At 61.1% G+C, this 18,496-nt stretch carries 18 protein-coding genes; 8 read left to right on the top strand and 10 right to left on the bottom strand.

The window, feature by feature from the left end; genetic code table 11:
* Positions 1 to 46: 46 nt before the first annotated feature.
* The 4 genes from AC1DE4_RS18145 (at position 47) to AC1DE4_RS18130 (ending at position 2,610) form a co-directional block, all read left to right on the top strand.
* The gene (locus tag AC1DE4_RS18145) at positions 47 to 1,021 is read left to right on the top strand and encodes an MBL fold metallo-hydrolase (protein WP_018858839.1); all 975 of its coding nucleotides are present in this window, start codon (positions 47 to 49) and stop codon (positions 1,019 to 1,021) included.
* 21 nt (positions 1,022 to 1,042) lie between these two features.
* On the top strand, positions 1,043 to 1,519 hold the full coding sequence (locus AC1DE4_RS18140; RefSeq protein ID WP_018858840.1) for a tetratricopeptide repeat protein: 477 nt from the start codon (positions 1,043 to 1,045) through the stop codon (positions 1,517 to 1,519).
* Positions 1,520 to 1,755: 236 nt separating this feature from the next.
* A complete protein-coding gene (locus AC1DE4_RS18135; protein WP_477882376.1) occupies positions 1,756 to 2,244 on the top strand; it encodes an invasion associated locus B family protein in 489 nt (162 codons plus the stop codon).
* Positions 2,245 to 2,247: 3 nt separating this feature from the next.
* On the top strand, positions 2,248 to 2,610 hold the full coding sequence (locus tag AC1DE4_RS18130; protein WP_477882374.1) for an SH3 domain-containing protein: 363 nt from the start codon (positions 2,248 to 2,250) through the stop codon (positions 2,608 to 2,610).
* Positions 2,611 to 2,626: 16 nt separating this feature from the next.
* Here AC1DE4_RS18130 and AC1DE4_RS18125 read toward each other — a convergent pair whose 3' ends face one another.
* The 8 genes from AC1DE4_RS18125 to AC1DE4_RS18090 form a co-directional block, all read right to left on the bottom strand.
* A complete protein-coding gene (locus AC1DE4_RS18125; protein WP_018858844.1) occupies positions 2,627 to 2,962 on the bottom strand; it encodes a cytochrome C oxidase subunit IV family protein in 336 nt (111 codons plus the stop codon).
* A 10-nt stretch (positions 2,963 to 2,972) separates the two neighbouring features.
* Positions 2,973 to 3,698, bottom strand: a complete 726-nt coding sequence (locus tag AC1DE4_RS18120) for a heme-copper oxidase subunit III family protein (protein WP_018858845.1) — start codon at positions 3,696 to 3,698, stop codon at positions 2,973 to 2,975.
* A 10-nt stretch (positions 3,699 to 3,708) separates the two neighbouring features.
* Complete coding sequence (locus AC1DE4_RS18115; protein WP_477882372.1) at positions 3,709 to 4,419, bottom strand: cytochrome c oxidase subunit 3; 711 nt, start codon at positions 4,417 to 4,419, stop codon at positions 3,709 to 3,711.
* Positions 4,416 to 6,191 carry a cytochrome c oxidase subunit I gene (ctaD, locus tag AC1DE4_RS18110; protein ID WP_062371766.1) on the bottom strand — a complete coding sequence of 592 codons (1,776 nt, stop codon included), beginning with the start codon at positions 6,189 to 6,191 and terminating at the stop codon, positions 4,416 to 4,418. Before ctaD ends, AC1DE4_RS18115 begins: the two co-directional genes overlap by 4 nt.
* A gap of 55 nt (positions 6,192 to 6,246) precedes the next feature.
* On the bottom strand, positions 6,247 to 7,056 hold the full coding sequence (locus tag AC1DE4_RS18105) for a cytochrome c oxidase subunit II (RefSeq protein WP_018858848.1): 810 nt from the start codon (positions 7,054 to 7,056) through the stop codon (positions 6,247 to 6,249).
* 145 nt (positions 7,057 to 7,201) lie between these two features.
* Entirely contained in the window at positions 7,202 to 7,588 is a 387-nt protein-coding gene (locus tag AC1DE4_RS18100; protein WP_026372005.1) for a c-type cytochrome, read from the bottom strand.
* A gap of 192 nt (positions 7,589 to 7,780) precedes the next feature.
* On the bottom strand, positions 7,781 to 8,782 hold the full coding sequence (locus AC1DE4_RS18095) for an LLM class flavin-dependent oxidoreductase (protein ID WP_026372006.1): 1,002 nt from the start codon (positions 8,780 to 8,782) through the stop codon (positions 7,781 to 7,783).
* A 120-nt stretch (positions 8,783 to 8,902) separates the two neighbouring features.
* Positions 8,903 to 11,218, bottom strand: a complete 2,316-nt coding sequence (locus tag AC1DE4_RS18090) for a methyl-accepting chemotaxis protein (protein WP_113472028.1) — start codon at positions 11,216 to 11,218, stop codon at positions 8,903 to 8,905.
* Positions 11,219 to 11,459: 241 nt separating this feature from the next.
* Between AC1DE4_RS18090 and ruvC the strand changes: the two genes are divergently transcribed.
* The 4 genes from ruvC to AC1DE4_RS18070 all read left to right on the top strand — a co-directional run bounded on the left by ruvC (position 11,460) and on the right by AC1DE4_RS18070 (position 14,344).
* Entirely contained in the window at positions 11,460 to 11,972 is a 513-nt protein-coding gene (gene ruvC, locus AC1DE4_RS18085; RefSeq protein WP_018858852.1) for a crossover junction endodeoxyribonuclease RuvC, read from the top strand.
* A 34-nt stretch (positions 11,973 to 12,006) separates the two neighbouring features.
* The gene (ruvA, locus tag AC1DE4_RS18080; RefSeq protein WP_477882369.1) at positions 12,007 to 12,624 is read left to right on the top strand and encodes a Holliday junction branch migration protein RuvA; all 618 of its coding nucleotides are present in this window, start codon (positions 12,007 to 12,009) and stop codon (positions 12,622 to 12,624) included.
* Between the two features lie 79 nt (positions 12,625 to 12,703).
* Positions 12,704 to 13,744, top strand: a complete 1,041-nt coding sequence (gene ruvB / locus AC1DE4_RS18075; RefSeq protein WP_007527359.1) for a Holliday junction branch migration DNA helicase RuvB — start codon at positions 12,704 to 12,706, stop codon at positions 13,742 to 13,744.
* A gap of 36 nt (positions 13,745 to 13,780) precedes the next feature.
* Positions 13,781 to 14,344, top strand: coding sequence for a DinB family protein (locus tag AC1DE4_RS18070; protein WP_192241695.1), 564 nt, complete (start codon positions 13,781 to 13,783; stop codon positions 14,342 to 14,344).
* A 21-nt stretch (positions 14,345 to 14,365) separates the two neighbouring features.
* Here the strand turns inward: AC1DE4_RS18070 and AC1DE4_RS18065 are convergent, their stop codons facing one another.
* Together AC1DE4_RS18065 and mprF are read right to left on the bottom strand one after the other, a co-directional pair.
* On the bottom strand, positions 14,366 to 15,748 hold the full coding sequence (locus tag AC1DE4_RS18065) for a virulence factor family protein (protein ID WP_025660890.1): 1,383 nt from the start codon (positions 15,746 to 15,748) through the stop codon (positions 14,366 to 14,368).
* On the bottom strand, positions 15,745 to 18,348 hold the full coding sequence (gene mprF / locus AC1DE4_RS18060; RefSeq protein ID WP_018858856.1) for a bifunctional lysylphosphatidylglycerol flippase/synthetase MprF: 2,604 nt from the start codon (positions 18,346 to 18,348) through the stop codon (positions 15,745 to 15,747). The genes AC1DE4_RS18065 and mprF overlap by 4 nt, the downstream gene beginning before the upstream one ends.
* Positions 18,349 to 18,496 lie beyond the last annotated feature (148 nt).

The raw sequence follows: 18,496 nt of genomic DNA, 5'->3' as shown, positions 1-18,496 counted from the left end.
GTCGGGTTGCCGCTGCATCATAGCACCCGACAAGAGGAGACTTGCGATGTTCACCATGACACGCCGTACCGTTCTCGGCACCGCCGCCGCAGGCGCCGCCTTCGGCCTTGCCTCGAAACTGGAATTCGTTTCACCCGTCTTTGCCGAAACGCCCGACGAGCCGAGCGTCGGCTTCTACAGATATAGGGTCGGATCGGTCGAGGTCACCGCCATCTATGACGGTATCTGGCGAAAGCCGCACGACCCAGGCTTCATCAAGAACGCCTCAATCGAAGACACCAAGGAGGCGCTTGCCAAGGCCGGCCTGCCGACCGGTTTCATGCCGATCCCCCTCACCGTCGTCGTCCTCAAGATGGGCGACCGGCTGATCATGATGGATGCCGGATCGGGCGTCGGCCAGTGGCAGGCGAATGCGACACACCTACCCGCCAACATGGCGGCGGCGGGCATCGACTACAGGAAGATCAACACGGTCATGCTCTCACATTTCCATCCGGACCACGTCTGGGGCCTGATGGACAAGGGCACCAATGCGGCCGTCTTTCCCGATGCCGAACTGATCGTCAACGCAGCCGAGTATAGCTGGTGGACGGAGTCTGGCCGAGTCGAAAAGCTTGCGGAAAGCCGTAAGGCCGCCGGCCAGCGCATCGCCAATGTTTTCCCGAAATGGCAGAACTGGAAACTCGTCGAGGACGGCGCCGAGGTAGCGCCCGGCATCCGCATGATATCAGCGCCGGGACATACGCCCGGCCACTCCGTCTATCTCGTCGACGGCGGAAACGAACAGCTGATGGTGTCGGCCGACATCATGTACGTGCCCGCCTTGCTCGCCCCGCATCCGGAATGGCAGGGCGCCTACGACCAGGACGGGCCGATGGCGATCGAGACGCGCCGCAAGCTGATCGACCGCGTCATCGCAGACAAGATCGCGATCTGCGGCTCGCATTTTCCGTTCCCGGGCTCCGGCACCTTCGTCAAGGACGGCAACGTCTACGGCTTCACCCCCAAGATCCAGGCATGAGAAACTGAAGGAGAAACGATCATGAAGAGACATGTTCTGGCAGGCACGATCGCCTTGATCGCGGCAACCGCTGCCCTTCCCGCGATCCAAGCCGTTCCGGCCTTCGCCATCGACAATATCGAATCCACCAACGCGCCAGATTTGACGTCGGTGCGCGCCAAGATCGCTGCCGGGGATTATCAGGGGGCGCGGGACGAGCTTCGCGGCCTTGCCGAGGATACGCAGCAGGCAGACGTCTACAATCTGCTTGGCTTTACCCTGCGCAAGACCGGAGACTACCGGACCTCGCTGACCTATTACACCAAGGCGCTGGAGCTCGAGCCCGACCACAAGGCCGCCCGCGAATATCTGGGCGAACTCTACGTCGAGACCGGCGACATGGCCAAGGCGAACGACCAGCTCGCACGACTGACGACGCTTTGCCCGAACGGCTGCGAGGAGCGTGACGATCTTGCCAAGGCGATCGCTCAGAAGACGGTGCGGCAGACAGGCAACTGACATCCGGAACATCAGGCGAAGAGGAGCCTTAGGCCTGCGGGCCGGCCATGGAAGACATGACCGGCCTTTCGTTTTGGCCGTCCATTCACATCAGGCGATCGATCGGTCACACGTTCGTTACCCCCAGCCCGCCATTAAGGTCTCGGTAACCCTCGCCGACTTGAATGCGCCGCGTTCGCTCCAGCCGGTCTTTTCCAAGACCAGCGTCTCTCACACTTTCGGCGGGGAAAATGCCCATGAAAAGAATAGCTCTCGTACTCTCCTTCACTCTTGCCGGTGCAATTGCCGCCCATGCGCAGCCGACAATGGTCAAGCAGTTCGAGGACTGGGGCGTCTATTCCTACAGCAAGGGCGGCGAGAGGGTGTGCTATTTGCTGACAGTGCCGACAAGCAAGCAACCGGCAAGCGTCGATCATGGCAGCAATTACTTCGTGATCGGTCGGGCGCCGGGCGCCGGATATGAGCCGCAAGCGATCATGGACTACGAACTGAAGCCCGGCTCCCGGGCCAAGATCGCAATCGGCGACAAGACGTTTACGATGTTCACCAGGGGCAAGTCCGCCTGGGTGCTTGAAGAATCGCGCGAGCATGATGTCATCAGCGCCATGCGCTCCGGTAGCGACATGACGGTCGAAGCGGTCTCCCAGCGCGGCACGGCGACCACCTATACTTATTCGCTGAACGGGGTGACCGCTGCCCTGAAGCGCATGGCATCCTGCAACTAGGCCATGGCACGCCGTCGATACCGTGCAGCACACCGGCTGGGCGTGCTGGCTGCCGGCTGCTTGCTCGGCATCGTGCTCTCCAGCCAAATGACATCCGCCGATGGCATCTCCGGCTGCATGCATCGCGCGCTGCTATCCAGCCACCGTAGTGCGCTGATCGGCCCCTGGATGGCCTCGCCGGTGCCGATCCGCGCTACACCGCGCGCCTCGGCGAATGCCGTTGCAAAGCTCGCGGCGCGCGTCCGGGTCGCCGTCCGCTCATGTGATGGTACATGGTGCAATGTCGAGGTGACCGGCCATGACGTCGGCGGGTTCGTTCGCCAGTCCGCCCTATCGGGCGTCTATCCGAACGAGAAGATCATGTAGCCCTGCAACGGCCGACTCAGGGACCGGCCCCGCCGAGGAAGGCAAGCCGGGTGAAGATCGTGTAGTGCGACTCCGACGCCATCATCGCCACGAAGACGAGGACGAGCAGCGGCGGCAGCAATATCGCGTAGACGAGCGCCAGCCGTTCCCAGGCCATGTGCATGAAAATGGCAACGATCAGTCCGGCCTTTAGCATCATGAACACGATGATGAGCGTCCAGCGGGGATAGCCCTGGATACCGAGATAATCGACGAGATAGGAGAAGGTGCTGAGGACGAACAGCAATCCCCAGACGACGAGGTAGAGCCTGATCGGATGCTGTTGGCCGGAGTGTGCTTGTGCCTGTGCCATGGATGCGACCTCACCACAAATAGAAGAAGGCAAAGATGAAGACCCAGACGAGGTCGACGAAGTGCCAGTACAGGCCCATGATCTCGACGTTCTCATAGCTGCCCCTGCGGCTTGTGAAGAAGCCGCGCTGGCCCGTATCGAAGTCCCCGCGCCATACCTTGCGCGCGGTAACCAGCAGGAAGATTACGCCGAAGGTCACGTGCGTCCCGTGAAAACCGGTGATCATGAAGAAGGATGATCCGAACTGTGCCGCGCCCCACGGGTTTTCCCAGGGGCGCACGCCTTCGGTGATGAGCTTCGTCCATTCGAAAGCCTGCATTCCGACAAAGGTCGCGCCGAGCGCGGCGGTCAGAAGCAGCAAAGCGGCCGTTTTCCCGCGCTCGCGGCGATAACCGAAATTGACAGCCATGGCCATCGTGCCACTGCTGCTGATCAGGATGAAGGTCATGATCGCGATGAGGATCAGCGGGACCTCCTGGCCGCCGATATTGAGCGCGAAGACCTCGCTCGGATTAGGCCACGGAACCGGCGTCGACATCCGCGCGGTCATATAGGCCAGCAGGAAGCAGCCGAAGATAAAAGTATCGCTGAGGAGAAAGATCCACATCATGGCCTTGCCCCAGGAGACGTTCTTGAACGCCCGCTGGTCCGAGGCAAAGTCGGCCGCCACGCCGCGCAGGCCGGCGGGCGGCCCCATGGCGACGTCGTCGGTTTGCATTCGGGTCAGTTCGGCCATCTTCCACCCCTTAAGAAACGAGTTGGCGGCAGAGATCGACGAAGTCGTTTGCCCAGCCGGTAAAAAGCGCGAAGAGAAGCAGCCACACGACGAGCATGAAGTGCCAGTAGGTGGCGCAGAGCTCGACACCGAGGCGCAGCCTGGCGGAAGCGGCGGTGCCGCCTGCGAGCAAGCGCAATCTGGTTCGCGCAAGCACTGCCAGCCCACCGAGGATATGCAGGCCATGCAATCCCGTCAGCATGTAGAAGAAACTGTTTGCCGGGTTATCGGCAAGGACATATCCGGCCGCGACCAGCTGCAGCCAGGCGACGACCTGCCCGGCAAGAAAGAGCACTGCGGTCGCCAGCGCTATATCAAGCGCAAGCCGCAGGCCGTCATCGGCGCCCCGGCGCGCTTCAACCACCGCCCATTGCAGAGCCGCGCAGCTGGCGATCAAGACAGCGCTATTCGCCCAAAGAAGCCGAGGAACGGGCATTGCCCACCAATCCGCACCGCTCATTCGCGAAAGATAAGCACTGGCCAACAGGGAAAAGAGCGCGCCGACCACCGCGAGGAAAATGCCGAGGCCGATCTTGGCGGTCGGGATCGGCGGCTTCGCCGGTCCCGCGATATCATCAAGCGTGCCGACCTCCATCCATGGCTTCGACATCATCCTCTGCCCGGACAGCCACCAGATGACGATTGCGGCTATTCCCGCGAGAAAGACAAGAACCACACTCATGTGTGCGCCCTCGACACTCCGGCCATAGGCGGCTGGTTCTGGGGTATGAAGTCTTCGGGAGCGCCGGGTACACTGTAGTCGTAGGCCCAGCGATAGACGATCGGAAGCTCCTTGCCCCAGTTGCCATGGGCGGGCGGCGTCTGAGGAGTCTGCCACTCGAGCGTCGTCGCTCGCCACGGATTGCCACCGGCCTCGCGGCCGCGGAACAGACTCCAAATGACATTGAACAGGAACACCATCTGCGCCGCCCCGACGACAAGCGCCGCGACCGAAATGAACATGTTCAGGTCATGCACCGAAGGCGGAATGAAAACCGTGTCGCCAAGCTCGAAATAGCGCCTCGGCACGCCCACCAGGCCTACATAATGCATGGGGAAGAAGATCGCATAGGCGCCGATGAAGGTAACCCAGAAATGGATCCGACCGAGAACCTCGTCGAGCATCCGCCCGGTAATCTTCGGATACCAGTGATAGATTGCGCCGAAGACCACCATGATGGGCGCGACGCCCATCACCATGTGGAAATGCGCTACCACGAACATCGTATCGGACAGTGGCACGTCCACCACGACGTTGCCGAGGAACAGTCCGGTCAGCCCGCCATTGACGAAGGTCACGATGAAACCGATGGCAAACAGCATCGGCAGCGTCAGGTGGATATCACCCCGCCACAGCGTCAGCACCCAATTGTAGACCTTGATCGCGGTCGGCACGGCGATGATCAACGTTGTCGTGGCGAAGAAGAACCCGAAATTCGGGTTCATGCCGCTGACATACATGTGATGCGCCCATACGATGAAGCTCAGCGCCCCGATAATCACGATCGCCCAGACCATCATGCGGTAGCCGAAGATGTTCTTGCGCGCATGCGTGCTGATAAGATCGGAGACGATGCCGAATGCCGGAAGCGCGACGATGTAGACTTCCGGATGCCCAAAGAACCAGAAGAGGTGCTGGAACAGGATCGGGCTACCGCCATCGGATTTCAGCTGCTCTCCCATTTCGACAATCGCAGGCATGAAGAAGCTGGTGCCGAGCAGCCGGTCAAACAGCATCATGACGGCGGCGACGAAGAGCGCCGGGAAAGCCAGCAACGCCATGACGGTTGCTGTGAAAATGCCCCATACTGTCAATGGCATCCGCATCAGCGTCATGCCGCGCGCCCGCCCTTGCAGCACGGTGACGACATAGTTCAAGCCACCCATCGTGAAGCCGATGATGAAGATGATGAGGGACGAGAGCATCAGGATGATACCCCAGTCGCGCCCGCCTGGCGTACCTGACGTCAGTGCCTGCGGCGGGTAAAGCGTCCAGCCGGCCCCCGTCGGTCCGCCAGGGGCGAAGAAGCCCGCAACAAGCACGATCACGGCCAGCAGATAAAGCCAGTAGCTCAGCATGTTCGCATAGGGGAACACCATGTCGCGGGCGCCGACCATCAACGGAATCAGGTAATTGCCGAAGCCGCCGAGGAAAAGCGCGGTCAGGAGATAGATCACCATGATCATCCCGTGCATGGTGATGAACTGGTAATAATGATCCGCATCGATGAAGGAAAAATAGCCGGGAAAACCGAGCTGTAGGCGGATCAGCCACGACAGCACCAGCGCCACCAGACCGATCGAAAAGGCCGTCACCGAATACTGAATGGCAATGACCTTGGCATCCTGACTGAAGACGTATTTCGTCCACCAGCTCCTCGGATGATAGAGCTCAACATCCGCCACCTCGGCGGGTGGGATAACATCGCCGGCACTGGTTGGAATATCAACCATCGCATGCCTTCCTTCCTCCTCCCGTTACGGCCGCTCCCCCGGCCGCAACGCCGGCCTACTTGGCCGGTTCAACCGCTGCCATCAGCTGCGAAAACGTCTGCTGCTGCGCGAGCCACGCCTGGTAGGCGTCCGGCTCGTCGACGACGACAGTCCCTCGCATCTGCGGATGTCCGACGCCACAAAGCTCCGCGCACAGCACTTCGAAGGTGCCCGTCCGCGTCGGCGTGAACCAAAAATAGGTGACCGAACCGGGGATCATGTCCATCTTCGCCCGGAACTCGGGAACGTAGAAATCATGCAGCACATCGATCGAGCGCAGGTGTACGCGGACCGACTTGCCGATCGGCAAGTGCAGTTCGGCGCCTGAGATGATGATGTCGTCGAGGCCAGCCGGATCGTTCCTGATCACGCCGAGCGGATTGTCGGCGGTCACCGCTCGATTGTCTGCCCTGCCGAGCTTGCCATCGGCGCCCGGCAACCGGAAATTCCACAGCCACTGCTGCCCTACGACTTCGATTTCGCCAGCATCCGGCGGCACCGTCACGAACTGGTTCCAGACGACGAGACCAGGCGCCAGCATCGCTGCCACACCAAGGGCCGTGCTGCCGGCAAGCCACCATTCCAGACGCTTGTTCTCGGGCTCGTAGGCGGCCCGATTGCCCGGCCGATGGCGGAAACGAAAGATGCAGTAGGCCATGAAGGAGATCACCGCGACGAAGACGATGCCGGTGATCCAGAATGTAATGATGATGGTATTGTCGATGTAGTTCCAGTTCGAAGCGATCGGAGTCCACCACCACGGGCTGAGCAGGTGGAAAACCACCGACCCGATGACGATCAGACCGAGAACCAGCACGACAACCATGCGTTCCTCCCAATGCCCGGCCGGCTGTGGAAATTACCCGCAATCCGCTGGCACTTGCGTTAGGACTATCTCATAAACAAAACATCACGGCAATGGCGCGAAATGACGCCAACGAGCCGTCTGCCTCTACATCAATAAGCTGATTTCATTTCGAGAATTGCTTGAGATAAGCTAGCAGATTGGTGATATCGCCGTCGTCCTTCAGCCCGACGAACACCATCTTCGTACCCTTAACCTTCAACTTTGGGTCGTGAAGATAATCGCGCAGAGTCGCTTCGTCCCAGACCAACCCGGCTGTGCCCGCCGCCTTCATCGCCGCTGAATAGGCAAAATCCGGATGCGTCCCGGCTGTTCGGCCGAACAGGTGGTTCAGCGACGGCCCGACCTTGTTCTTGTCGGTGTCGGCAATATGACAGACCGCGCACTTCTTAAAGACCGTTTCCCCGGCCGCCACGTCGCCCTCTTGGGCGATTGCAGACGAGGCGGAAAGACAGATCAGTGAAATCAAAGCAGCAAGACCGTGGTAACGCATAGCAATCCTCATCCTCCAAAGGTTGCTCGAAACCGGCCGCGCGCGCGATTTGCGGCGTGCGCCGTCCATCACACTTGCGTCGCCACAACGCTGTGTAAACGACATGTGTGATCAAGCAAAGCTATGGTCCGGCTGCGTTAAGTCAATTCGCACAAATGGCTGTAGGCCACGAAGCGCCCGCGATGCGCGGCATTAGGCCGCAGCGCGAAGGAAGTTTCCAAGCCCGGCGAAAAGCTCGACCGATTTCAATCTCGCCTCGATATCGTGGATCGGCATGGAGATGATCACTTCATCCGCCTGCGTCTCGGCAAGGAATTCGGTGAGCTTTGCCTCCGCGGTCTTCGGCGACCCGACGACGGCATAGCGCAGCGTGTGCTCGACCGTCAGCTTCTCCATCGGGGACCAGAAGCTCCCCATATCGGCGACCGGCCGCGGAAACTGGCCACGCACATTGCGGCGCAGATTGACGAACTGCTGCTGGGCCGAGGTGAAATGGTATTGCGCCTCCTCATCCGTTGCGGCAACGGACCCCATGACACCAACCATGACATAGGGCTTGTCGAGCATGGCGGAAGGTGTGAAGCGGCTGCGATAGATGTCAATGGCATCAAGCAGCGAGTCCGGCGCAAAATGCGAGGCGAAGGCATAAGGCAGCCCCAACATCGCGGCGAGCTGCGCGCTGTAGAGGCTGGAACCCAGAAGCCAGATCGGAACGTTGGAATTCATGCCGGGAACCGCAAGGATCGCCTGGTTCTCGATCGGCGTGCCCAGCAACTGCTGCAATTCGACCACGTCGTTCGGAAAGCTCTGGGCCCCCGCATCGAGATTGCGCCGCAGGGCCTGGGCGGTCCGCATGTCGGTGCCGGGCGCACGCCCCAGGCCGAGATCGACGCGGCCCGGAAACAGCGCTTCCAGCGTTCCGAATTGCTCTGCAATGACAAGCGGCGAGTGGTTCGGCAGCATGATGCCGCCCGAGCCGATGCGGATCCGCTTGGTTGCCGCGCCGACGTGGCCGATCACGACCGCCGTCGCCGCGCTGGCAATACCCGGCATGCCGTGATGTTCCGCAAGCCAGAAGCGGTTGTACCCGAACCCTTCGGCCTTCTGCGCCATGCGCGCCGAACTCTCGAGCGACTGGCGGATCGTCCCGCCTTCTGGAACAGGAGAGAGATCGAGAATGGAGAAGGGAACCATGACGATGCCTGTCGGTAATTGGAAGGACAGGTCTATGTAGGTGGCCGCTCGGCCCATTCCAAACGAGCGGGAAAGAAAAAGGGCCGGTCTCCCGGCCCTCGTTCATCTGCCGATCGCGGTTCAAGCCCGACGTCGCAGCAGGTGTACCTCGGCGCCCTGGTGATGTTCCGCCTGCGCCAGCGTGAAATTCGCCAGCTGCCGGTCCATTTCGACCGCTTCGGTCGCGAGCCGATGGATCGCAGCCGTCGTTTCCTCGACCATGGCGGCATTCTGCTGCGTCATCGCATCAAGCTCTGAGACCGCGGAGTTGATTTGACGCAGGGTGTCGGCTTCCTCGCGCGTCGTTTCCATGATCTCGCTGATCTGGCCGTTGATTGCCTCCACATGGCTGCCGATCCCCGTCAGCGCGTCGCCGGCACGCTCGACGAGCGACACGCCCATCTCCACTTCATGCGTGGACTTCTGCAAGAGGCTCGAGATTTCCTTTGCGGCACTCGATGAACGCTGTGCCAGTTCGCGCACTTCCATGGCGACCACGGCGAAGCCCTTACCGGACTCGCCTGCCCGTGCAGCCTCGACGCCGGCATTGAGCGCCAGCAGGTTGGTCTGGAAGGCGATCGCATCGATAACGGCGATGATCGAATTGATCTGGCGCGACGACGCCTGGATCGCCTCCATCGCGGCAATTGTCTCGCGCATGATCTGGCTGGAGCCGGTCGTCTCCCGCTTGGCGTCGCGGGCGATGCGTTCGGCCTGCTCCGCACGCTCGATCTGAACGCGGACCGACTGGGTGATCGCATCGATCGCATTCGCGGTCTCGGTGATAGAGGCGGCCTGCCGCTCGGTCCGACCGGCAAGCTCATCGGCACCGGTGCGCATTTCCTCGGAACCCGAACGCACGGCCATGGAGTTGCCGCCGATCGCCGTCATCGTTTCGCTGAGGGTAGCCAGCGCCTCGTTGAAGTTGACCCGGAGGCCTTCGAGTTCGTTCGGGAAGCGGGTCTCGATCTGATGGGCAAGATCGCCGTTGGCAAGGTGATGCAGGCCCTCGTCGATCGCCTGGACGACTTCCTGCAGGGTCCGTGCTTCCGCCTCGCGCTCAGCCATGTGCTGCTGGCGATCCCGCTCCGCGCGAGCCCGCGTTTCGTTGCTGGCAGCTTCCAGGTCGCGGCTCTCGACAAGCGACTGCTTGAACCGCGCCAATGCCTTGGCCATCGTGCCGATTTCGTCGCCGCGGTTCTGGCTGCCGATCTCGACTTCGAGGTTGCCGTCGGCGACGTCACGCGTGACGTCCGCGAGCCGGGCAAGCGGCGAGAACAGCAGCTTGGTGATGGCCCAGGTTGCCACGGCCATGATGATCAGAACACCAAACGCAATCATCGTCAGGAGCGTGGCGATCTCCAGCGAGCCAGCATTGAGTTCGCTGATGCGGACGCTTTCCACGACGAGGAAGCGGGAGCCCTGATAATCGATGCCGCGAACATAGGCTCGTGCCGAGCCATCGGCGCGATCGAAGTCGTCGACCGTCATGCCCTTGGCCGACAGCGCGTCCTTCGCGAAGGTGAAAGGCGTGGTATCGAGCGTTGCCAGCTGGCCGGACGAGCTTACGCCGATCGCCGATCCGTCATCCGAGATGATAGCGGCTTGCGCCGTGCTACCGGACACGATGCCCTTGGCGAGAATGCTGGTGATGATGTTGTCGCGGACCTTGAAGAGCATCACGCCCTTCGCCGCGCCGAGCTTGACGATCGGCACGGCATAGAAGATTGCCGACTTGCCGTTCGCCGCGTCGACGCGAAGACCGGAAAAGCCGGTGGGGGCGGAATCGTCAGTCGCCTTTGCGGTGTTGGCGATCGCCTTGGCGAAGGCAAGGCCGGCGCCGGTCGCCTTCCATGCATCGGTCTTCAGGTTCTCCGCGAAATCGTCGTTCTTCTCGTAGGAGTAGAGGACGTTGCCATCGAGATCGGCGATCAGCAGGTCGCTGAAGGCGGTATTCTCCAGGTCGCGGGCCACTTCACCCTGCGTCGTTTCATGGTTGGAGTAGTAGAAGCCGCTTGGTGCCTGCGGCTTCACCAGTTTTTCGCGCTGGTCGGCCGGGTTCGGATTGTTGGTGATGAACACCTTCTTCAATTCGGCGCGCGCATCACCCGACGTCTTCTCGATTGTCTTCCAACCGCTCTTCAGGCTTGTAATCGACATCTGCAACGCTTCGATGCGCGCAATCGAGTTCGCCTGGTTTTCCAACTGCTCAAGCTGATCCTGCAGCATGTCGCCGCGGAAGATCAGGACGCTCTCCTTGGCCTTGAGTGCCTGCTCACCGGAAATGCGGCTGCTGGCGAAGTAAGCAAGCACGTTGATGACCGCAATCGACAGTGCGGTCAGCAGTATAAATGTCGCGATGACCTTGAAGGACAGGGATTTAAATCTCTGAACCATGAACGATGAACCCTTCCGGAACGGCTCATACCGGCAGAGCGTGGAACATCCTGCCGGCTGACCTGAAAACAGAAAACGGGAACCTTGCCTTCCTGAGAAGGGAGTTCCTCTGACATTTTGTGGATCAAAAGTCGGCTATGGAGCTTAAATTGCCGTAAACAGCGCGTGGCAAAAACAAGGAATGTTTTTGTTTTGTTCACATATCGATGGCAGTTATTTGGCGAGTGCAATAGGGTGAAGCATGCAAAATACGATTCGCATCATCGGCGTTGATCCGGGCCTGCGCCGCACGGGCTGGGGAATTATCGACACGCTCGGCAATTCCTTGCGCTTCGTCGCGTCCGGTACGGTCACCTCGGACGGCGACCTGGACCTGGCCTCGCGCCTTTGCCAGCTGCACGATGGCCTGGCGGAAGTCGTGCACAGCTATCAGCCTGACGAGGCTGCCGTCGAACAAACCTTCGTCAACAAGGACGCCGTTGCAACGCTGAAACTCGGGCAGGCACGCGGCATTGCCATGCTGGTCCCTGCCCGCGCCGGTTTGCCCGTCGCCGAATATGCGCCAAACGCTGTCAAGAAGGCGGTCATCGGTGTCGGCCACGGCGAGAAGCAGCAGATCCACATGATGCTGAAAATCCTGATGCCCAAGGTCGAATTCAAGGGCAACGACGCGGCTGATGCGCTGGCCATCGCCATCTGCCACGCTCATAACCGCGGCAGCAGCCGCATGCGGCAGGCGGCGCTTGCCGGCTAATCTTCACTGAAAACCCACCGAACGGACCATTTGCATGATCGGCAAGCTCAAAGGCACCATCGATGAAATCGGCGATGACTACGTCCTCGTCGATGTCCACGGCGTCTGCTACGTCGCCTTCTGCTCGGCGCGCACGCTCTCCCGCCTCGGCTCGGTGGGCGAGGCCTGTGTGCTTTTCATCGAGACCTATGTTCGCGAAGACCAGCTGAAGCTCTTCGGCTTCATGACCGCGCTCGAGAGAGAGTGGTTCATTCTCCTGCAGAGCGTACAGGGCGTTGGTGCAAGGGTGGCTCTCGCCGTCCTTTCGACCCTGCCTCCCAGCGAACTGGCGAACGCCATCGCGCTGCAGGATCGCACGGCAGTCGCCCGCGCTCAGGGCGTTGGTCCCAAGGTTGCCGTGCGCATCGTCACCGAATTGAAGAACAAGGCGCCGACCTTCGCCGGAGAAGCGTCGGCCACCATCGGCCTCAAGCAGGAGCTCGGTGAAGGTGTTGCCGCTGCCCCTGTCGCCGACGCGGTATCCGCGCTGACGAACCTCGGCTATTCCCGCGACCAGGCTGCCAATGCCGTTGCCGCCGCAATGAAGACCGCCGGTGAAGGCGCCGACAGCGCCAAGCTCATCCGCCTTGGGTTGAAGGAACTGGCTCGCTGATCCAATTGCCCGAGCGGGTGCCAAAAGCGTTCGGCTTGGTGTATTGGTCACGAGCGTTTGAAGATTGGGAAATGCCAGCATGAGTGAAGCCGCGCGCCTGATATCGGCCGAGAAACGAGGCGAAGACCTGGATGTGACGCTGCGGCCGCAGTCGCTGGACGAGTTCACCGGCCAGGCGGAAGCGCGCGCAAACCTGAAGGTGTTCATCGAGGCGGCGAAGAACCGTGGTGAGGCGCTGGATCACGTCCTTTTCGTTGGCCCGCCCGGCCTCGGCAAGACGACGCTCGCGCAGATCATGGCGAAGGAACTCGGCGTCAATTTCCGCTCGACGTCCGGTCCGGTTATTGCCAAGGCGGGCGATCTCGCCGCTCTACTGACCAATCTCGAAGAGCGCGACGTGCTCTTCATCGACGAAATTCACCGGCTCAACCCGGCCGTCGAGGAAATCCTCTACCCCGCGATGGAGGATTTCCAGCTCGACCTCATCATCGGCGAAGGACCAGCCGCGCGCTCTGTCAAGATCGACCTGTCGAAATTCACCCTCGTTGCAGCAACGACCCGCCTTGGCCTTTTGACCACGCCGCTTCGCGACCGTTTCGGCATTCCCGTCCGCCTGAGCTTCTATACCGTCGAGGAATTGGAGCTGATCGTTCGACGCGGCGCACGCCTGATGAACCTGCCCATGACCGACGAGGGTGCACGGGAAATCGCCCGGCGCGCTCGTGGAACGCCGCGTATTGCCGGTCGCCTGCTGCGGCGCGTGCGCGATTTCGCGGAAGTGGCGAAGGCTGAAGCCGTCACCCGCGAGATTGCCGATGAGGCGCTGACCCGGCTGCTCGTCGACAACATGGGCCTCGACCAGCTCGACAAGCGCTACCTCAACATGATCGCGGTCAATTTCGGCGGCGGCCCCGTCGGCATCGAAACCATCGCCGCAGGGCTTTCCGAACCACGCGACGCGATCGAGGACATCATCGAGCCCTACATGATTCAGCAGGGTTTCATTCAGCGCACCCCACGCGGCCGCGTCCTGACCGCGACGGCCTGGAAGCACCTTGGCATGCAGCCCCCAAAGGATCTGGAAGCGGCACAGTTTCGCTTGTTCCAGGAGGACGACTGACCCTTGCGGGTTGCCCGTCAAGAAACGGAGTTACCGATGCCGACTTTCGACCCATGCAGGACCACACGGAAGCTTGCCTATAACAATGCGCTTGCGAACCATCGCCTGCATGAAGCCTGCAGCAGGTTGAAGCCGGGAGAGTTCGAGGCGGCACGCGTAAGCTTCTTTCCGTCGATCAAGGCGACGCTCAACCATATTCTGACGGTCGACTGGTTTTACGTTGATGCGCTCGAAGGCGGCATGCTTGGGCCTACCGCCTGGGATGTCGAGGAGCCATTCGACGACATCGCGGCGCTTGCCGCAGAGCAGGCCAAAGTCGATCGTCGGCTGGTCGCGCTTTGCGAGCCGGCAACGCCGGAAAAGCTGGCGTCGACGACCGAGATCCATCGTTCGGGGCGCATTCAGCGCGAGCGGATGGAAGACGTTTTGAACCACCTGTTCCAACACCAGACGCATCATCGCGGCCAGGTTCATGCGATGTTGGCAGGAACGAGCGTACATCCACCGCAGCTCGATGAATTCATCGTTGCCGATGATGGTCGCTTCCGGAGCGGCGATATCGCCGCTCTCGGCTGGAGTGAAGAGCAGTTGATGCGCTAGCCTGGGGCGGCGCGACGCAGCCTAGTCCTGAAGCCGCGCCTTCAGCCCATCGATGATCGTCTTGCTCAAGAGCTCATAGTTCTCATCGAAGTGGTGATCGCCGGCAAGGGCAATCACATCGGCACCGCTGTCCTTGAGATCAGGGCAGGCCACCTCGTCGTCATCTTCCTTTCCGTAGATGCACTGGACGATCTTGGGGTCGACCTTCTTCAGGTCATCAACCGGATCGCCGCCCGCACCTTCCGTCTTCTGGCCGAGCCAGCCCATGACGGAGATCTGGTAATCGACCTCATGCGACAGGGACAGGAGCGACATCTGCGCGACGGTTGCCTTGGCGGCCGGCTTCAGGCGCGTAAACGCGGCAGGCACGACATCGGCGCCGAAGGAATAGCCGATCAGCAGAACGTGCTTCACCTTCCACTGCTTGCGATAAAGCTCGATAATCTTGCCGAGATCGTCCGCCGTCTGCTGCGGCTGGCGCTCCGACCAGAAGTAATGCAGCGAGTCGATGCCGACGACCGGCACACCCTGCTTCTGCAGCGCCGCACCAACCTCCTTGTCGATATCGCGCCACCCGCCATCACCGGAGTAGATGACCGCCATCGTGTCGAAAGCCGGCTTGGCATCGAGAATGGTGAGCGGGAGGCCGAGCGGATTGTCAGCACTGCCGGAGGCGTCGATCAGGTCCGAGAGCGTGTCGGCAAGCGTCGTCTGGGCATCGTCCCCGGAATCGCGGATATCGATGTCCGAGTGCTGCTTCTTGAGTTCTTCGACATGCGCACGGCCCTCCTTTTGTGCTGCCGCCGTAAACGAGGCGATGATCGGGTCCGGCAGCGATGTTTCGCTGAGCCCATAGATCATGCGGTCGCCGACCGTTTGCTTCTTCGCCGGCGTGCACAGTTCCTTGGTAAGCGGAATCCCGGCAACTGGATCGATCGCCAGCGTCTGGCCGATCGTCGCATCCGGGGTCTGCGCCGCGATCGCCAGCGCCAGCGCACCGCCCTCGCCGACGCCGGCAACGATCGGCAGATGGTATGCACTGTTGCCCGCCGCGCGCTGTACCTGCTGGCTCAGCGATTCAAGATCGGACACCATGTAGATGCAGCCGTCATTCTGGCTGACGTCGTAGTTTCTGAGCGCCTCCATATAGGCCACGAAATCGATGCCAATGACGACGGCTCCCTGCTCGACGAGACGGTTTGCCTCTGCCTTCTCATTATCGCCCCAGCCGGCGCCATCCGAGATCAGCACAACGGCGCCTTTCACGTCGCCTTCGGGCAGGAAAATATGCGGCGAAGGAATGAGCCCGGTCTCGAAGCTCTGTGTCGTCTCGGTCGCCGCCATTGCCGCCGGAACGGACAGCGACAGGGCGCAGACGGCTGCAAGAAGGTGTCTTTTCATCATTTCCTCACTACCCCTCTCAATCCGCCGCCGATCAGGAATGTTGCGTCCATCAGAGCGATCATCGGATTGCCTCCACCCGAAACCGCAAGATACCGCGGATGCCAGTGCGGATGGAACTTTGATTTGAAGGCCCTGAGGCCCTTGAAGTTATAAAACCGCTCGCCGTGTTCGAAGACGGTGCTGCCGACGCGGTCCCAGACCGGCGCCATCTCGCGCTTCGACATGCCCGAAAGCGGCGCCATGCCGAGATTGAAATGCGCAAACCCCTGGTCGCGCAGATATTCCATGATCTGGACAAAGAGGAAGTCCATCGACCCTTTCGGCGCATCCGGGGAGAACCGCATCAGGTCGATGGTCCCCTCGTCCTTCGCGGCGGTGATCAGGATGTTGGCGAAGGCCACGATCCTGCCTTCGCGCTTCAGGATGCCGACGGGTTGGGCAACGATATAGTCTGGATCGAACGCACCGAGCGAGAAACCCTTCTCCTTGGCATTGTGATCCTCGAGCCACGCATTCGAAACCGAGCCAAGCTCATCCATTGCGGCGGGAACGTCTTCCGGCGCGATAACCTCGAATTCAAGGCCGTCGCGTTGCGCGCGGCTCGCGGTTTGCCGCAGGTTTGCCCACTTGCCGCCCTTCATCTCGAAGGTTTTCAAATCGGCAACGGCAAGCTCGCCGAGCTTGAAGGCACGCAGCCCTGCATCGGCACAATGCGAAAGAAGCGCCGGAGAGATCTGGTAAAAGACTGCGCGGCAGCCGGCGGCGCGTGCGGACTCCACGAAACGCCAGACCAGCTCTGGAATGGCGCTGCGCTCCCCGATCGGATCGAAAAGAGCGATCCAGGAGCGCCCCTGCCTTCCATACATGATGAAAGCGTCGCCTTTCTCCGAGAACATGATGCTCTTGTCGCCCATGCGCACCAGATTGGCGTCGGCAAAGCGCTGCTTCTCGACGATACCGACCGCCCGCTGCAACGCGTCGGTGGAAGCAGGTTCCGGCTTGACCGTCGCCGGACGGAGCAGACTGAAGATCGCAATCGCCGAGGAAATGATCGTAAGGCCGAGCACGGCGCGCAGACCGCGCGGGGCCTCGCCGGCAAATTCGAACTGCCACCAGAGCTCGTTGCTGTATTCGACGTCACGATAGACGAAGAGCAGGATCACGATCGCACCGACGCAGATCACGGCGATCGCCGTCAGCCATGAGGCCGTCAGCGTCTGGTTGAGAAGGGACGCATGTCTGCGAAACAGCCGGCGGCTGACGAACAGGCCGAAGATCAGGAAACCGAGGAAACAGGCCTCGACCAGTGCAATCGCCTTCAGCAGCGACAAGGTCAACGCCGCCGCGGCCGACAGGATCGACACCCACCAGGCACCGTCGAGCTTCTGGCCGAGACCGCGTGCCGCAACGACCAGTGTCAGCCCGAGCAGGCTGGAGAGGAAATGCGCCCCCTCGACGAGCGGCAACGGCAGGTAGTTCGCAAGAAACTCGAGATTCTGGTCCGGCGTCGGCGTCACGCTCGAAAAGATCAACATGACGCCGAGGAGGAGCGATAGGGTCGAGAGCAACTGCGGCATCAGCCGGATGCCGATCCGTCGGATGCCTGACGCAACCGGGTGATCGGCAAACCGGCGAAGCTCGGTTGCCGAGACGGCCAGCACAGCGATCAGCAACGGCAGAACGTGATAGATCAGGCGGTAGAGAACCAGCGAACCAAGCACTGCGTCGATGTTCACTGCGCTGCCAAGCGAAGCGATGATAACGGTCTCGAACACACCGAGGCCGGCCGGTACATGGCTCAACACTCCAAGCCCAACCGCAATGGCATAGACAGCCAGGAATACCGGCCAGCTGATCGCGGCCTGTGGCAGCAAGACATAAAGGACGGTCGCCGAGGCGGCGATGTCGAAGGCGGTCACCAGGAACTGCCGCGACCATGTGCGCGAGTCCGGCAATCGGACCGAGACGGGACCGAGGTGGACTGCGCGCCCCTCGCGTCCCAGGAACATGATGACGCCGAGGCCGGCAATGACCATACCGGCCATCAGCCGCAGGGTCAGGCTGCCGACATTGATCAGAGGCGCGATTTCATCGGCGATGATCAGGAGCGAGATAGCGGCAACGCCCGCAAGCCCGAGGCCGAACGACAGCGTCACGAATGCGATGACCCGGCCAATCTCCTCAGGCGTCAGGCCGAGGCGCGAATAGGCGCGATAGCGGATTGCACCGCCGCTCAGCGCCCCGAAGCCCGCCGTATTGCCGACCGCATAGGCGCTGAAGGCGGTCAGCGCCACCTGCGGAAATGGCAGCTTGCGGCCAACATATTCAATGGCATTGACGTCATAGAAAACGAGGGCAAGAAAGCTCATGCCGGTGAACAGGAGGGCCAGAAAAATCGAGCTGACCTTGGTGTCGGCCAGCGCCTGAACGACGTCGTCATATCGCACTTCGTTCGTCAGTTGCACGATTGCGAAGCCGACGAGACAGAACAGCGCGAGCGTCGCCAGCGCTGTCAGGTGCGCACGGTAGCGCCTGAAGAATCCACGTACCGACGATTCGTCGGCGTCTTCGATTTCTTCTAACTTGCCGTGTCCCGACATCTCGTACCGCCGCAATATTCCAGTTTGGTGGGAATCATGTCCGAAACACGTAACATGCGCGGCACGCAAGCTCTATGAGTGCGCAGCCTGCCCTACCCTGAACCGCCGATCTCGCCTGCTTCATCTCCAATTGGGGCAAATTTGGCGC

Source organism: Rhizobium sp. 10N414, assembly GCF_056394785.1.
The sequence above is the reverse complement of the archived record's forward strand: the minus strand, read 5'-3'. Positions and strand labels throughout refer to the sequence as shown.

Excerpts from the sequence above, each read along its gene's own strand:
- AC1DE4_RS18145 (WP_018858839.1), top strand. The coding sequence starts at position 47 with ATGTTCACCATGACACGCCGTACCGTTCTCGGCACCGCCGCCGCAGGC.
- AC1DE4_RS18140 (WP_018858840.1), top strand. The coding sequence starts at position 1,043 with ATGAAGAGACATGTTCTGGCAGGCACGATCGCCTTGATCGCGGCAACC.
- AC1DE4_RS18135 (WP_477882376.1), top strand. The coding sequence starts at position 1,756 with ATGAAAAGAATAGCTCTCGTACTCTCCTTCACTCTTGCCGGTGCAATT.
- AC1DE4_RS18130 (WP_477882374.1), top strand. The coding sequence starts at position 2,248 with ATGGCACGCCGTCGATACCGTGCAGCACACCGGCTGGGCGTGCTGGCT.
- AC1DE4_RS18125 (WP_018858844.1), bottom strand. The coding sequence starts at position 2,962 with ATGGCACAGGCACAAGCACACTCCGGCCAACAGCATCCGATCAGGCTC.
- AC1DE4_RS18120 (WP_018858845.1), bottom strand. The coding sequence starts at position 3,698 with ATGGCCGAACTGACCCGAATGCAAACCGACGACGTCGCCATGGGGCCG.
- AC1DE4_RS18115 (WP_477882372.1), bottom strand. The coding sequence starts at position 4,419 with ATGAGTGTGGTTCTTGTCTTTCTCGCGGGAATAGCCGCAATCGTCATC.
- ctaD (WP_062371766.1), bottom strand. The coding sequence starts at position 6,191 with ATGGTTGATATTCCAACCAGTGCCGGCGATGTTATCCCACCCGCCGAG.
- AC1DE4_RS18105 (WP_018858848.1), bottom strand. The coding sequence starts at position 7,056 with ATGGTTGTCGTGCTGGTTCTCGGTCTGATCGTCATCGGGTCGGTGGTT.
- AC1DE4_RS18100 (WP_026372005.1), bottom strand. The coding sequence starts at position 7,588 with ATGCGTTACCACGGTCTTGCTGCTTTGATTTCACTGATCTGTCTTTCC.
- AC1DE4_RS18095 (WP_026372006.1), bottom strand. The coding sequence starts at position 8,782 with ATGGTTCCCTTCTCCATTCTCGATCTCTCTCCTGTTCCAGAAGGCGGG.
- AC1DE4_RS18090 (WP_113472028.1), bottom strand. The coding sequence starts at position 11,218 with ATGGTTCAGAGATTTAAATCCCTGTCCTTCAAGGTCATCGCGACATTT.
- ruvC (WP_018858852.1), top strand. The coding sequence starts at position 11,460 with ATGCAAAATACGATTCGCATCATCGGCGTTGATCCGGGCCTGCGCCGC.
- ruvA (WP_477882369.1), top strand. The coding sequence starts at position 12,007 with ATGATCGGCAAGCTCAAAGGCACCATCGATGAAATCGGCGATGACTAC.
- ruvB (WP_007527359.1), top strand. The coding sequence starts at position 12,704 with ATGAGTGAAGCCGCGCGCCTGATATCGGCCGAGAAACGAGGCGAAGAC.
- AC1DE4_RS18070 (WP_192241695.1), top strand. The coding sequence starts at position 13,781 with ATGCCGACTTTCGACCCATGCAGGACCACACGGAAGCTTGCCTATAAC.
- AC1DE4_RS18065 (WP_025660890.1), bottom strand. The coding sequence starts at position 15,748 with ATGATGAAAAGACACCTTCTTGCAGCCGTCTGCGCCCTGTCGCTGTCC.
- mprF (WP_018858856.1), bottom strand. The coding sequence starts at position 18,348 with ATGTCGGGACACGGCAAGTTAGAAGAAATCGAAGACGCCGACGAATCG.